Here is a 12,930-nt window from a genome sequence, read left to right on the forward strand (position 1 = left end):
AATTTGAGAGCCATATAGTCGGGTTTTTCCGAAATTGCAAGGTCTGAGACCGATTCCGCCAATTATGCCGGAAGAGGGGAACGGACCTATGGCCAGCGATCGTCTTCCGCATATATTGCCGTTGGCGCACAATAACAAAAGCGGGAGACATCGTGGGCTATACCTCGTCGACACTGGCGCCCTTGCGGCACGATACCTACCGCACCATCTGGTTCGCCAGCCTTTCCTCCAATTTCGGCGGCCTGATCCAGGCAGTGGGTGCCGCCTGGATGATGACGACGATCACCGCCTCGGAGGACATGGTCGCGCTGGTGCAGACCTCGACTGCGCTGCCGATTATGCTGTTTTCGCTGATATCGGGGGCGCTGGCGGATAATTTCGATCGCCGCCGGGTCATGCTGACGGCGCAGTGCATGATGCTGACGGTTTCAGCGTTGCTGACGGCGTCAGCCCTTCTCGGCTGGGTCACGCCCTGGCTGTTGCTCTTCTTCACCTTCCTGATCGGCTGCGGCACGGCGCTCAACAACCCCTCCTGGCAGGCCTCGGTCGGCGATATGGTGCCGCGCGCCGATCTGCCGGGCGCCGTCACGCTGAACAGTATGGGTTTCAACATCACCCGCAGCGTCGGCCCGGCGATCGGCGGCGTCATCGTGGCGGCAGCGGGTGCCGCCGCGGCCTTTGCGGTGAACACCGCAAGTTACCTCGCCCTGATCTACGCCCTGTTGCGCTGGCGGCCGAGCACGCCCGTCTCCACCCTGCCGCGCGAAGCGCTCGGCAGCGCCATCTTCGCCGGCCTGCGTTATGTCTCGATGTCGCCCAATCTCGAAAAGGTCCTCGTGCGAGGGCTGGTTTTCGGCATCGGCGCGAGCTCGATCCTGGCGCTGCTGCCGGTCGTCGCGCTCGACCTCGTTGCCGGCGGTCCGCTGACTTATGGCTTCATGCTCGGCGCCTTCGGTATCGGCGCGATCGGTGGTGCGGTGCTGAGTGCGAGAATTCGCCAGGCGCTGTCCAGCGAGACGATCATCCGCCTGGCCTTTACAGGCTTTGCACTGAGCGCGGTCATCGCCGCCTATAGTCCAAACGCCGTGCTGACCTCCGCCGGTTTGCTTGTCGCCGGTGCCTGCTGGGTCTCGGCGCTGTCGCTTTTCAACACCATCGTCCAGCTGTCGACGCCGCGCTGGGTGGTCGGCCGCGCGCTGTCGCTCTACCAGACCGTCACCTTCGGCGGCATCGCTGGCGGCAGCTGGCTCTGGGGTGTCGCCGCCGATCGCTACGGGGTGGCCGATGCGCTGCTGATGTCATCCGTTGTCATGCTGCTTGGCATTGCGATCGGTCTGCGCTTTTCCATGCCCGCCTTCGCTTCGCTCAATCTCGATCCCTTGAACCGCTTCACCGCGCCGGCCTTGAGCCTCGACATCACCCCGCGCAGCGGCCCGATCGTCATCCAGGTCGATTACGAGATCGCCGACGACGATCTGGCGGAATTCATGGTGCTGATGGGCGAGCGCCGCCGCATCCGCATCCGCGACGGCGCCCGCAACTGGGCGCTGATGCGCGATCTCGAAAATCCCGGGCTGTGGACGGAGACCTACCATACGCCGACCTGGGTCGAATATATAAGACACAACCAGCGGCGCACGCAGGCCGATGCTGAAAACATCGACCGGCTGCGTGCGCTCCACCGCGGCGAAGGTCCGCCGCATGTCCACCGCATGATCGAGCGCCAGGCCATCCCGCCAGGCGATGATGTGTTCCACAAGGCGCCGATCGACCTGCATCATTGAGAGCAGCCATGTACAGTTTCAGGCTTGCCCGCCTATCCGATCTTGCCGCCATCGTCCGGCTTCTCGCCGATGACGATCTCGGCGCCGCCAGGGAAATCGTCTCCGATCCCGTCGACGCGCGTTATCTCTCGGCCTTCGCGGCGATCGAGGCGGACGCCAACCAGTTGCTGGCAGTCGCAACCGATGCCTCCGACCAGGTCCTCGGCTGCCTGCAGCTGAGCTTTCTTCCCGGCCTCTCCCGGACCGGCATGTGGCGCGGGCAGATCGAAAGCGTGCGTATCGCAAGAGAGTTTCGCGGAGCGGGCCTCGGCGCCCAATTCATCGAATGGGCGGTCGTCCAATGCGTCGAGCGCGGCTGCGGTCTCGTGCAGCTGACATCGGACAAGACACGGAAAGACTCGATCCGCTTCTACGAAAAGCTCGGTTTCATCGTCAGCCATGAAGGGCTGAAACGCAACCTTTGAAGCCGGCTATCTCAGTCTGCCCTTCATGCCGGCTTCGGGAAAGCATGTCGGCTTCATGCCGTTCTTTGCCTGCCACTGGCCGATCGAGCGCCGCGTCTTGTAGCCCGGCAATCCATCGGAGCCGCCGACGTCATAACCCTGACGCTCCAGCGCCTTCTGCATGGCGGCGACATCCGAACGCAGCATCTTGCCGACATCGCCCCATTGGCCCTCGAAGGCGCCGCCGTTCGAGGCGATCCGATCGGCGAGATTACCGATATAAAGCGCATAGAGGTCGGAGTTGTTATACTCCTTGATGATGTAGAAATTCGGCGTGACGATGAATTCCGGGCCGTCTCGGCCGGCCGGCACCAGCATCATCCCCTGAGCCTTCATCTCACCTGAGGGAAAGGCCTTGCCGGAGATGCGCTCGATGCCGAGCGAGGCCCAGTGCGAAAGCGGTTTTGCCAGATCAGGCCCCTCCTGCGCGCAGGAAACCGCTTCAGGTATCGACACCTCGAAGCCCCAGTCACGATCGCGCTGCCAGCCCTTCTTGACCAGATAGTTGGCGATCGAGGCGAGCGTATCCGGCACCGAGGTCCAGATGTTGCGGTGGCCGTCGCCGTCGAAATCCACCGCGTATTTCAGATAACTCGTCGGCATGAATTGCGGCTGGCCGAGCGCGCCGGCCCACGAACTCTTGAAATCGGCAGGCGTGACGTCGCCGCCGTCGAGAATATGCAATGCCGCCACCAGCTCGGTGCGGAACATCTCCTTGCGCGTCGACATGAAGGCCTTGGTGGCCAGCACTTCGATCGCCGATTCCGGTATCTTCGCGGCGCCGAAGCCGGTCTCGCGGCCCCAGATGGCAAGCACGATCGACCCCGGCACGCCATAGGACTTCTCGATCCGCTTCAGCGTCGAGCTATATTGCGCGGCAAAGCCGCGTCCCGTTACGGCAAGCCTCTGCAGCCGGTCCTCGTTGAAATAGGGGCCGGGCGAGGAAAACTCCGCCTGCGTCTGCTTCTGCTCCTTCGGCGGCGGGAAACCGGGCGGCGCGAGATCGGGCAGGTTCCAGTTCAGCGTGATGCCGGAGAAAGCGGCCTTGAAGGTCTTCTCGGAGACACCGCCCGCCTTCGCCTCGGGCCAGAGGTCCTTCTGCACCCAGCTTTCGAACTGCGCCTCGACATCGGCTTTCGATGGGGCTGCGGATGAGGGGAGGGGGAGGAGCGCCGCTGTTATGGCGAGCGCGAATATTCGCCGCATATACAAACCCTCATATCACCGTCCGCGCCCGAAGGGCCGCCGCAAGCGTGCCCTCATCGAGATAATCAAGTTCACCACCGACAGGCACGCCGTGCGCCAGCCGCGTGATCTTCACCTCGAGCCCCTGCAACTGGTCGGTGATGTAATGCGCCGTCGTCTGTCCCTCGACGGTGGCGTTGACCGCGATGATCAGCTCGCGGATGCCGCCTTCGCCGATCCGGTCGACCAGCCCGCGAATGTTGAGGTCGTCTGGCCCGATCCCGTCGAGCGGCGACAGCGTGCCGCCGAGCACATGGTAGGCGGCGTTCATCGCGCCCGCCCGCTCCAGCGCCCAGAGGTCCGAAACGTCCTCGACGACGATGATGACGGATTGATCACGCTGCGTGTCGGTGCAGACGGTGCAGGGGTCGACCGTATCGACATTGCCGCAACGCGAACAGATCTTCACCTTGTCATAGGCCTCGCCCATCGCATTCGACAATGGCCCCAGCAACTGGTCCTTCTTCTTGATCAGATGCAGTGCCGCCCGACGCGCCGAGCGCGGCCCGAGGCCCGGCACCTTCGCCAGAAGCTGGATGAGTTTTTCGATTTCGGGGCCGGTGACTCGTTTTGCCATGCGCCGTTCTTAACTGATATGGAACGAAAACGGAATCGCGGAAGGATCGGCCATCCATGAAAATCCTGGCGCTCTGCACCGGCAATCCGGAAAGGCTGCCGGGCAAGAGTTACAAGACCGGCGTCTTCAAGCGGTCCGTCAACGGCGCGGTGATGATCGACGCTGAAGGGCTGGTCGGCGATGCCATCTGCAACCGCAAGCACCATGGCGGCGTCGATCAGGCGGTTTATATCGAGGGATCACTGACGCTCGACTGGTGGGCCGGCGAACTCGGCCGGCCCTGCGAGCCCGGCACCTTCGGTGAAAACATGGTGATCTCAAGCCTCGACAATCGCGACGTTTCAGTCGGCGACCGATTCATAGCGGGCGATCTTATTCTCGAGGCCACCGCTTGCCGCATTCCCTGCGCCACCTTTGCGGTCAAGATGGCCGATCCGAAATTCGTCAAGCGCTATACGGTGGCCGCCCGCCCCGGCATTTACTGCCGCGTCGTCAGAGGCGGCGTGGCCGAGGCCGGAGCGCCGGTGGAGCATCAATCCTTTTCCGGAGAGAAGGTGACGATGCCGGAGCTTATGAAAACATTAGGCCGACAGCTTTCGGAGGCGGACCGGTCGCGATATCTCGCCGCTCCCATTCACTACAAGCTGCGGGCGATGCTGGAAGCGCAGCGTTAAGAGCGGCGTTCTGTAGGTCGCCGGCCCGATAGCAGCATCAGCTATCAAAACGGCAGCTTGAAGCCGGGCGGGATCGGCAGGCCGGCGGTGAGCGCCTTGGTCTTTTCGGCGGCGAGCGCCTCGGCCTTGTCCTTGGCGTCCTTGTGGGCGGCGACGATCAGGTCCTCGAGGATCTCGACATCGTCCTCCTTGAACAGCGACGGGTCGATCTTCAGGCTTTTCAGCTCGCCCTTGCCCGAGATGACGACGGTGACGAGGCCGCCGCCGGCCTTGCCTTCGGCCGTGAGCTCGGCGATCTCCGCCTGCATCTGCTCCATTTTGGCCTGCATTTCCTTGACTTTGCCCATCATGCCCATGATGTCGCGCATCGTCTCGCTCCTTGTTGAAACGTCAGAATTCTATGTCGTCGCCGGGCAGAATGTCGCCTTCTTCGGATTCGGCGGCGGCCGGCGCTTTGGCCTCGCCTTCCTCTTCCGGTTCCGGCGCCCGCACGCGCACGTCGATGATTTTTGCGCCGGGAAAATGCGCCAGGATCGCCGCCACATCAGGATCCTGCCTCGCATCGCTGACGCGCTGCTCCTGCGCCTTGGCTTCTGCTTCCACCATCGTCGGCCCGCCTTCTTCGCGGCTGGTGCTGACGATCCAGTGGATTCCGGTCCATTCCTTGAGCTTGACGGCGAGCTCGTTGAGCAGCGTATTCGGCGCGCCTTCGGTCAGGTTCACATCAAGCCGGCCGGGCTCAAGACGCACCGGCCGCACGAAGTTGCGCACCAGTGCCTTCAATTTGACATCCCGCTTGTCGCCCGCGAGGTCGACGATATCGGCGATGGAATTGATGCGCACGAGCGGCTTCGGCGCCTCTGCGGGCCTGGCCTCGGCGCGGCCGATATTCTGTGGCTCCGGATTGGGCACGGCGCGCAGCATGGCGGTCGGCCCGGAGGGCTGCGGCCGTGGTGTGGGCTCCGTCGCACGTGCCGCGACACTGCTTTGATAGGGAACCCGCGCGCCGCCGCCGGAAGGGGGCGAGGAGGGCCGCGAGCCGCCATTGTCGCCGGAAAAATCGGCAAGCCGCCGTGCCGCATCCTCGGGCGCCGGCAGATGCGCCGCATGCGCAAGCCGGATCAGCACCATTTCGGCAGCACCCGCCGTCCGCGACGAGCCTTCGGTTTCGGCAATGCCCTTCAGCAGCATCTGCCAGATGCGTGACAGCGTCGTCACCGCAACGCCCTTGGCGAATTCCGCCGCCTTGGTGCGCTCGACTTCGCTGAGCGAGGGATCGTTTGCCGCATCCGGCACATATTTCAGCCGCGTCACCAGATGGGTGAAATCGGCAAGATCGGTCAGCACCACCACCGGATTGGCGCCGGCCCCGTACTGGTTCTGGAATTCGCCCAGGGCAGCTGCGACATCGCCTTTGACGACATGCTGGAAGAGATCGACGATCCGGGCGCGGTCGGCAAGGCCGAGCATGCCGCGCACCGCTTCCGCCTGCACGGCGCCGGCGCCATGGGCGATCGCCTGGTCGAGCAGCGACAGGCCGTCGCGGGCAGAGCCTTCGGCGGCGCGCGCGATCATTGCCAGTGCGTCGCCTTCCGCCTCGATGCCCTCCTTGGCCGCGATTGTCGTGAACAGCCCGACGAGATCCGACGCGCTGATGCGGCGCAGATCGAAGCGCTGACAGCGCGACAGCACGGTGATCGGCACCTTGCGGATTTCAGTGGTGGCGAAGATGAACTTCACATGTTCCGGCGGCTCTTCCAGCGTCTTCAACAGGCCGTTGAAGGCCTGAGTCGAGAGCATGTGCACTTCGTCGATGATATAGACCTTGTAGCGCGCCGAAACCGGCCGATATCGCACCTGTTCGATGATCTCTCTTATATCGTCGATACCCGTATGCGAGGCGGCATCCATTTCGATCACATCGACATGCCGGCCTTCCATGATCGCCTGGCAATGTTCGCCGGGCACGCGCAGATCAATCGTCGGCTTGTCGATTTCTGCCGTCTTGTAATTCAGCGCTCGCGCCAGGATGCGCGCCGTCGTCGTCTTGCCGACGCCGCGCACGCCGGTTAGCATATAGGCCTGCGCGATGCGGCCGGTCTCGAAGGCGTTGGTAAGCGTGCGGACCATCGGCTCCTGGCCGACCATCAGGTCCGTGAAATCCTTGGGGCGGTATTTGCGAGCCAGCACCCGGTATCCGGTGCCCGTCGAGGCGGCATCTTTTGACTGTCGCTCGGTATCGCTCATCGCCCTGCTTGTCGCCCGGACTATCGGGCATTTCGTGGAGAGAAGGTGGGAGGCTGGCACGATGACCCGTGCCGGGCTCGTTAGGGCTGCTTCCTTCCGGACCTGACCCGGTTGGCGAGTGGCTCGTCCACCACCAACCTCCCGAATGCACATATCGGCAATATCGTCATCAAAAGCAAGCCAACATGCAAAAAAACTGCTAGTCGTTGGAAAACATGAGGAGAATGCCCTTTGAAAGGTTTCGCGCTCGACCCCCGGCTGGAAAACGACAGCACCAGCATCATGATCACCGGTCTCTGCGATCTCAGATTGTCGAGGGATGCCCGCTGGCCCTGGCTCATTCTGGTTCCGCGCCGGGCCGATATCACCGAAATCTTCGAGTTGACGCCGCTCGATCAGGTGTTGCTCGCCTTCGAGACGGAGCTCGTCGCCAAAGCCTTGAAGAACATTACCGGCGCGACAAAAATCAATATCGGGGCTCTTGGCAATATCGTCCGCCAGCTTCATGTTCATGTCATTGCCCGCTTCGAAGGCGATGCCAACTGGCCGGGTCCCGTCTGGGGTTTCGGGCGCGCGGAGCCTTACGAGGACGCAAGGAGAGAAGAATTCACAGCAAAGCTGCGGGAAGCCCTTTCATCATGAACCATTCGCTTTTCGATTCGGATGTGCCCCATCCGGAACCCAGCAATCTCACTGCCTTTGCCGCCAACGACCTCAATCGCGATTCCGAACACCGCGACGAACATTCCGTCGAAAGGGCGCTGGCAAAGGACGGTACCCACATCTTCGCCTTCGCCCGGGACAAGTTGGTGCTGAAACATGACGGCCAGGTGCTCGATCCGCTGTTTGCCCGTTACGAACTGCAGGAATTGCAGCCGAATTGGGACGAGACGGTGCTGCTCGGCTACCGCAAATCAGGCGAGCCGCGCCTTGCCGTTCCCGTCGGCATCGACGTCGACGATCTCACCAGCCAATACAAGCCCGCCGACGGCCGCACGCTGTTTCGCGAGATGCTGATCGACGAAGTCTTGCTCGGCGAATTCGCCCAGGCCGCAAGCCTCATCCGCTGGAATGGCGACAACCGATTCTGCGGCCGCTGCGGATCGGCGATGGAGATTCATATCGGCGGCTACAAGCGCGTCTGCACCGCCTGCGAACACATGATCTTCCCCCGAACCGACCCCGTCGTCATCATGCTGACGATCGATGAGCAGCGCGGCCTCTGCCTGCTCGGCCGCAGCCCGCATTTCACGCCCGGCATGTATTCCTGTCTTGCCGGCTTCGTCGAACCCGGCGAGACCATCGAGAATGCCGTGCGCCGCGAAACGCTGGAGGAATCGGGCATCCGCACCGGCCGCATCCGCTATCACGCCTCGCAGCCTTGGCCGATGCCGCATTCGCTGATGATCGGCTGTTACGCCGAGGCTAAATCCACCGAAATTACGCGCGACGAGACGGAACTCGAGGATTGCCGCTGGTTCACCCGCGAGGAAACAATCGAGATGATGGAACGCCCGAGTGCGACCGGCAAGGTTTCTCCACCGAAAGGGGCGATCGCCCACCGCCTGATGCGCGACTGGGCGGAGTGGAAGCGGTAACGCCATGCCGGTCGCCCGCTCGGAACGGCTGCTGACGCTGCTCCAGACGCTTCGGCGTTATCGGCGGCCGGTGACCGGAACTGTTCTTGCCCGGGAAACCGGCGTCAGCCTGCGCACGCTCTATCGCGACATTGCCAGCCTGCAGGCCCAGGGCGCGATGATCGAAGGCGAGGCGGGCATCGGTTATGTGCTGAAGCCCGGCTTCATGCTGCCGCCGATGATGTTTTCCGAAGAAGAGCTGGAAGCCTTGGTGCTCGGTTCGCGCTGGGTGGCCCGCGCCGCCGAGCCGCGCCTTGCCGGCGCTGGCGCCGATGCGCTCGCAAAGATCGCCGCTGTGCTGCCGGCCGACATGCGTGAAATGGTCGATTCGGCGACACTCTTCGTTGGCCGCAAGCGCCAGGACGAGGACAGGGCTGATGTTTCGGCTATCCGCAAGGCGATCCGTCTGGAGCGCGTGCTCGAACTGCATTACGGCGACGAACAGGGCCGGATCTCCCGCCGCCGCGTCTGGCCCTTCGCGCTCGGTTATTTCGAGCATGTGCGCATCATCATGGCCTGGTGCGAACTGCGCCAGGATTTCCGCCATTTCCGCACCGATCGCATCATCGATATGGCGGTCCATGAGACGCGTTACCCCCGTCGCCGTACAGTGCTCCTAAAGGAATGGCGCGAGACGGAGGACGTGCCGCTCGAGAGCTGAACACTGCTGCCAGAAACTGTCAGCAGGAAGCGTTATTATCAGTGCCAATCCACTACAGCGCCGCGCGTCTTCGGACGCGCAGGGACGCTGTGACATCAGGTTTTGCGCATCGTGCCGATGCGCTGGGGAAGGAGTACTGATCATGGAAACGCCTCCAGTCATTCAACAGGCCGGCGATCGCTTCGCTTCCGATAGTTTTGCCGACATCATTTCGGCCGAAACTTTTGCCGACGTTCGGCAGTCGGCACGCTCCGGGCTGCTGCGCCTGGCTATGAGCCTTTTTCGGATCCCCGGGGCAAGCCGCTCAAAACTCGATGTCGAAGCCATACCGGATTCCCGCAAGCGCGACCTCGGTTTGATGGATGGGCGCAACCCACGCCTCCAGGACCGGTTCCCGCTCTAAATATCCGATTGTCCAGCTCATCCACTTGACGAGAACGGGCGTTGCTTTCGCAACGCCTTTTGTTTCCTGCTGCCATAAATTGGCAGCAGGAGATCTCGCAGACAAACTTACAGCAACGGGAGAACCGAAATGACCAGCCCCAATCTGATAATCCTCTATGTCAAGGATCCGGCCGAAAGCGCCAGCTTCTACCGGAACCTCCTGAACCGCGAGCCGGCCGTGGAGGCGCCGAATTTCGTCGCCTTCCCGCTCGATGGTGGCTTCACCCTTGGCCTCTGGCGGCGCAGCAAAGTCGAGCCGCAGCCATCGGCGATTGGCAATCGAGGCGAAGTGGCCTTCATGCTGCCGGGAGAAAATGCCGTCGCCAGGCAATATGATGACTGGCGTCAGCGCGGTCTGCCGATTGCCCAGGAACTGACCGAACTCGATTTCGGCCCGACCTTCGTCGTACTCGACCCGGACGGGCATCGGCTGCGCGTCTGCGAGCCGGATAAATAATGAGAGAGCGCGAGGCCTATTAAAGCAGGCCTCGCATCACATGCCCCTTGTAGACGCCGAGGATTCGCACCTTTTCGGAGAAGAAACGCAGCTCCTCCAATGCCCGGCGAACGTTCGGATCGTTCGGATGGCCCTCGATATCGGCGTAGAACTGCGTTGCCACGAATTTTCCGCCGAGCTGATAGCTTTCGAGCTTCGTCATGTTGATGTTGTTCGTCGCAAACCCGCCGAGCGCCTTGTAGAGCGCGGCCGGAATGTTGCGAACGTTGAAGACGAAGGTGGTCACGACCTTTTCCTCAGCCGAATTGCGTTGCGCCCATTCCTCATCGCGGGACAGGATCACGAAACGGGTGACGTTGTTTTCCGTGTCTTCGACATTCTCGGCAACGATCTCCAGCCCGTAGAGATCGGCGGCAAGGCGCGGAGCAAGTGCGGCCATCGAGCGATCGCCGGTTTCCTTCACGAGTTTTGCAGCGCCTGCCGTATCGCCGGCGATGACAGGCTTCCAGCCGTGAGCGCGCACGATCTTGCGGCACTGGCCGAGCGCATGGATATGGCTGTGCACCGTGCGGATCTCATCCTTGGTGACTCCGGGCAGCACCATCAGCTGAAAGCGGATCGGCATGAAATATTCGCCGATGATATGCAGCCGCGATTCCGGCAGCAGATGATGGATATCGGCGACGCGGCCGGCAATCGTGTTCTCGATCGGGATCATCGCAATATCGGCGTCGCCATTGTCGACCGCCGTGAAGGCGTCCTCGAAAGTCTGGCAGGGCAGCGGCTCCATCGTCGGGAACATGTCGCGGCAGGCCATGTCGGAATTGGCGCCGAATTCGCCCTGGAAGGCGATCCTGTTGGTCTTGATGTTCATGATAGTCCCGTCAGTTCTGCCGTGCAGAGAGAATGCGTCGCGCTTTTTCGAGGTCGGCCGGAGTATCGACACCGAGCGGAACCGTGTCAACGATCTCGGCATCGATGCGCATGCCGGCCTCCAGTGCCCGCAGCTGCTCCAGCGATTCGCGCTTTTCAAGCGTCGACGGGCCGAGCGACACGAACCGTTCGAGCGCAGCGCGCCGATAGGCATAGAGGCCGATATGATGGTACAGCGGCCCCTTGCCGTAGGGCGCCGTCGCGCGAGTGAAGTAGAGGCCGCGCAGGCGGGTGTCGGAAATCGGCGAACCGATGACCTTGACGATGTGCGGCGCGGTCTTGTCCTCCTCATTATCGATTTCGATGGTCAGCGTGCCGATATCGACCGCTTCGTTCTCGAGGGGGCGCAAGGCCGCCCGCACCGTTTCCGGCTCGATCGTCGGCAGGTCGCCCTGGACGTTGACGATGAACTTCGCTTTGCCGTCCGGATCGACCTTCTTCAACGCCTCGAAGATGCGGTCCGAGCCGGATTGATGATCCTTACTGGTCATGACGACTTCGAAACCGGCGGCGGCCACGGTATCGAACACTTGCGGGTCGTCGACGGCGACGACGACCCGGCCGATTTCGGCTTCTTTTGCGCGCATCGCCACCTGCACGATCATCGGCAGTCCGCAAATATCGGCGAGCGGCTTGCCCGGAAGCCGAGTGGAGGCCATCCGTGCCGGGATCAATACGAGCACGTCGTCGAAATTTGAATCACGCATTGTTCGGCCTTCTATTCCGGGCTGAAAAGTGTCAAAAAGTCTCACGCATAAGACCATTTAGACAGTTGCAACGAACAGTCAAAAGACATAGGTTCCGCGCGATTTCAAGATGGTCCGGTTCTGGTCTGCCGGCTGCAAGGGGAGCATTGCAGATGAATTCATACGTCAATACGGCCGTGGGGGCTCTGCTCGGAACGATTTTCGTTCTGATGTCGGTCTCCATCGCGTCCGAGGGGATCTTCCATTCCGAAGCGCCGGAGAAGGAAGGTTTCGCGATCGTTGCCGAAGAGGCGCCTGCCGCCGGTGGCGAAGCTGCGCCGGCCGCTGCCGTTCCGATCGCGCAGTTGCTCGCGTCTGCAGATGCCAAGGCCGGTGAAGCGGTCTTCAAGAAATGTCAGGCCTGTCATGACGGCACCAAAGGCGGACCGAACAAGGTCGGTCCGAACCTCTTTGGTGTCGTAGATCGTCCGATCGCCTCGCATGAAGGCTTCGCCTATTCCTCTGCGATGAAGGATTTCTCCAAGGGCAGCAGCGAGAAGTGGACTTTTGAGAACCTCAACAAGTTCCTGACGGCGCCGAAGAAGGACGTTCCCGGCACCGCGATGGGCTTTGCCGGTCTTCCGAAGGATCAGGACCGCGCCAACGTCATCCTCTACCTGCACACGCTCGCTGATTCGCCGGTGCCGCTGCCGGATCCGAAAACAGCCACGCAGTGAACGGCGGGATGATCGCATTCATGGAAAAGCCCGGCTCGCAAGCCGGGCTCAGGCTGCTGACAAACCCCGTCATTTTTTGGCGGGGTTTTGTTTTGTATTGATATTGGTGGCTTGAACGACTTGCGATGGCGGGCTTTCGGAGGCGTCATCGCCTCATGCGGGCGTTGGTTTTGGTGCCGTTGTGAGGGCCATCGCGATCTTCTTGATGTTCTGCGCTGCGGCTGCCAGCAGGCACTGGCATGCGACGCGGATTTGACTTCGGAAGCGGGCATAGCGATGTCCGTGAAGCTGTTTGGCATCCGCGAAGGAGCGTTCGACCGTCTCCTTTCGCCGCTTGTAGATTGC

General features: G+C 62.1%; 16 protein-coding genes and 1 other RNA gene. 9 read left to right on the forward strand and 8 right to left on the reverse strand.

Annotation, left to right across the window (positions count from 1 at the left end; genetic code table 11):
• Window positions 1-152 precede the first annotated feature (152 nt).
• Window positions 153-1,784: an MFS transporter gene (locus B5E41_RS27600; RefSeq protein ID WP_088396889.1), complete on the forward strand. Its 1,632-nt coding sequence runs from the start codon at window positions 153-155 to the stop codon at window positions 1,782-1,784.
• A gap of 8 nt (window positions 1,785-1,792) precedes the next feature.
• Entirely contained in the window at window positions 1,793-2,248 is a 456-nt protein-coding gene (locus B5E41_RS27605) for a GNAT family N-acetyltransferase (protein WP_088396890.1), read from the forward strand.
• Between the two features lie 6 nt (window positions 2,249-2,254).
• Here B5E41_RS27605 and B5E41_RS27610 read toward each other — a convergent pair whose 3' ends face one another.
• Both B5E41_RS27610 and recR read right to left on the reverse strand, forming a co-directional pair.
• Window positions 2,255-3,493: a lytic murein transglycosylase gene (locus tag B5E41_RS27610; RefSeq protein ID WP_088396891.1), complete on the reverse strand. Its 1,239-nt coding sequence runs from the start codon at window positions 3,491-3,493 to the stop codon at window positions 2,255-2,257.
• Window positions 3,494-3,503: 10 nt separating this feature from the next.
• Window positions 3,504-4,109: a recombination mediator RecR gene (gene recR / locus B5E41_RS27615; protein WP_085857767.1), complete on the reverse strand. Its 606-nt coding sequence runs from the start codon at window positions 4,107-4,109 to the stop codon at window positions 3,504-3,506.
• 56 nt (window positions 4,110-4,165) lie between these two features.
• Here recR and B5E41_RS27620 point away from each other — a divergent pair, with 56 nt between their 5' ends.
• Window positions 4,166-4,783, forward strand: a complete 618-nt coding sequence (locus B5E41_RS27620; protein ID WP_088396892.1) for an MOSC domain-containing protein — start codon at window positions 4,166-4,168, stop codon at window positions 4,781-4,783.
• Window positions 4,784-4,827: 44 nt separating this feature from the next.
• Here the strand turns inward: B5E41_RS27620 and B5E41_RS27625 are convergent, their stop codons facing one another.
• The 3 genes from B5E41_RS27625 to ffs form a co-directional block, all read right to left on the reverse strand.
• On the reverse strand, window positions 4,828-5,151 hold the full coding sequence (locus tag B5E41_RS27625; RefSeq protein WP_004676719.1) for a YbaB/EbfC family nucleoid-associated protein: 324 nt from the start codon (window positions 5,149-5,151) through the stop codon (window positions 4,828-4,830).
• Window positions 5,152-5,173: 22 nt separating this feature from the next.
• A complete protein-coding gene (locus tag B5E41_RS27630; protein ID WP_088396893.1) occupies window positions 5,174-7,030 on the reverse strand; it encodes a DNA polymerase III subunit gamma/tau in 1,857 nt (618 codons plus the stop codon).
• Between the two features lie 45 nt (window positions 7,031-7,075).
• Window positions 7,076-7,172, reverse strand: an RNA gene (gene ffs, locus B5E41_RS27635) — signal recognition particle sRNA small type.
• An 89-nt stretch (window positions 7,173-7,261) separates the two neighbouring features.
• On the opposite strand from ffs, the gene B5E41_RS27640 reads away from it, so the two are divergent.
• From B5E41_RS27640 to B5E41_RS27660, 5 genes are all read left to right on the forward strand, one after another.
• The gene (locus B5E41_RS27640; RefSeq protein ID WP_064800229.1) at window positions 7,262-7,672 is read left to right on the forward strand and encodes an HIT domain-containing protein; all 411 of its coding nucleotides are present in this window, start codon (window positions 7,262-7,264) and stop codon (window positions 7,670-7,672) included.
• The gene (gene nudC / locus B5E41_RS27645) at window positions 7,669-8,628 is read left to right on the forward strand and encodes an NAD(+) diphosphatase (RefSeq protein ID WP_088396894.1); all 960 of its coding nucleotides are present in this window, start codon (window positions 7,669-7,671) and stop codon (window positions 8,626-8,628) included. Before B5E41_RS27640 ends, nudC begins: the two co-directional genes overlap by 4 nt.
• A 4-nt stretch (window positions 8,629-8,632) precedes the next feature.
• Window positions 8,633-9,328 (forward strand): helix-turn-helix transcriptional regulator, encoded by a 696-nt coding sequence (locus tag B5E41_RS27650; RefSeq protein ID WP_088396895.1) that lies wholly within the window; start codon window positions 8,633-8,635, stop codon window positions 9,326-9,328.
• A 142-nt stretch (window positions 9,329-9,470) separates the two neighbouring features.
• The gene (locus tag B5E41_RS27655) at window positions 9,471-9,731 is read left to right on the forward strand and encodes a hypothetical protein (protein WP_088396896.1); all 261 of its coding nucleotides are present in this window, start codon (window positions 9,471-9,473) and stop codon (window positions 9,729-9,731) included.
• A gap of 129 nt (window positions 9,732-9,860) precedes the next feature.
• Window positions 9,861-10,229, forward strand: a complete 369-nt coding sequence (locus B5E41_RS27660) for a VOC family protein (RefSeq protein ID WP_088396897.1) — start codon at window positions 9,861-9,863, stop codon at window positions 10,227-10,229.
• Between the two features lie 19 nt (window positions 10,230-10,248).
• Here the strand turns inward: B5E41_RS27660 and B5E41_RS27665 are convergent, their stop codons facing one another.
• Both B5E41_RS27665 and B5E41_RS27670 read right to left on the reverse strand, forming a co-directional pair.
• The gene (locus tag B5E41_RS27665) at window positions 10,249-11,103 is read right to left on the reverse strand and encodes a prephenate dehydratase (RefSeq protein WP_064800234.1); all 855 of its coding nucleotides are present in this window, start codon (window positions 11,101-11,103) and stop codon (window positions 10,249-10,251) included.
• A 10-nt stretch (window positions 11,104-11,113) separates the two neighbouring features.
• Complete coding sequence (locus B5E41_RS27670) at window positions 11,114-11,869, reverse strand: 3-deoxy-manno-octulosonate cytidylyltransferase (RefSeq protein WP_064800235.1); 756 nt, start codon at window positions 11,867-11,869, stop codon at window positions 11,114-11,116.
• A 152-nt stretch (window positions 11,870-12,021) separates the two neighbouring features.
• Between B5E41_RS27670 and B5E41_RS27675 the strand changes: the two genes are divergently transcribed.
• Window positions 12,022-12,585: a c-type cytochrome gene (locus B5E41_RS27675; protein ID WP_088396898.1), complete on the forward strand. Its 564-nt coding sequence runs from the start codon at window positions 12,022-12,024 to the stop codon at window positions 12,583-12,585.
• 153 nt (window positions 12,586-12,738) lie between these two features.
• On the opposite strand, the gene B5E41_RS27680 is transcribed toward B5E41_RS27675, so the two are convergent.
• A partial coding sequence (locus tag B5E41_RS27680; protein ID WP_176439506.1) for a transposase occupies window positions 12,739-12,930 on the reverse strand: 192 nt, incomplete at its 5' end.

This window comes from Rhizobium esperanzae, assembly GCF_002204185.1.
GTDB classification, from domain to species: domain Bacteria; phylum Pseudomonadota; class Alphaproteobacteria; order Rhizobiales; family Rhizobiaceae; genus Rhizobium; species Rhizobium esperanzae.

Excerpts from the sequence above, each read along its gene's own strand:
- nudC (WP_088396894.1), top strand. The coding sequence starts at position 7,669 with ATGAACCATTCGCTTTTCGATTCGGATGTGCCCCATCCGGAACCCAGC.
- B5E41_RS27675 (WP_088396898.1), top strand. The coding sequence starts at position 12,022 with ATGAATTCATACGTCAATACGGCCGTGGGGGCTCTGCTCGGAACGATT.
- B5E41_RS27630 (WP_088396893.1), bottom strand. The coding sequence starts at position 7,030 with ATGAGCGATACCGAGCGACAGTCAAAAGATGCCGCCTCGACGGGCACC.
- B5E41_RS27670 (WP_064800235.1), bottom strand. The coding sequence starts at position 11,869 with ATGCGTGATTCAAATTTCGACGACGTGCTCGTATTGATCCCGGCACGG.
- B5E41_RS27660 (WP_088396897.1), top strand. The coding sequence starts at position 9,861 with ATGACCAGCCCCAATCTGATAATCCTCTATGTCAAGGATCCGGCCGAA.
- recR (WP_085857767.1), bottom strand. The coding sequence starts at position 4,109 with ATGGCAAAACGAGTCACCGGCCCCGAAATCGAAAAACTCATCCAGCTT.
- B5E41_RS27665 (WP_064800234.1), bottom strand. The coding sequence starts at position 11,103 with ATGAACATCAAGACCAACAGGATCGCCTTCCAGGGCGAATTCGGCGCC.
- B5E41_RS27605 (WP_088396890.1), top strand. The coding sequence starts at position 1,793 with ATGTACAGTTTCAGGCTTGCCCGCCTATCCGATCTTGCCGCCATCGTC.
- B5E41_RS27610 (WP_088396891.1), bottom strand. The coding sequence starts at position 3,493 with ATGCGGCGAATATTCGCGCTCGCCATAACAGCGGCGCTCCTCCCCCTC.
- B5E41_RS27620 (WP_088396892.1), top strand. The coding sequence starts at position 4,166 with ATGAAAATCCTGGCGCTCTGCACCGGCAATCCGGAAAGGCTGCCGGGC.
- B5E41_RS27650 (WP_088396895.1), top strand. The coding sequence starts at position 8,633 with ATGCCGGTCGCCCGCTCGGAACGGCTGCTGACGCTGCTCCAGACGCTT.
- B5E41_RS27655 (WP_088396896.1), top strand. The coding sequence starts at position 9,471 with ATGGAAACGCCTCCAGTCATTCAACAGGCCGGCGATCGCTTCGCTTCC.
- B5E41_RS27625 (WP_004676719.1), bottom strand. The coding sequence starts at position 5,151 with ATGCGCGACATCATGGGCATGATGGGCAAAGTCAAGGAAATGCAGGCC.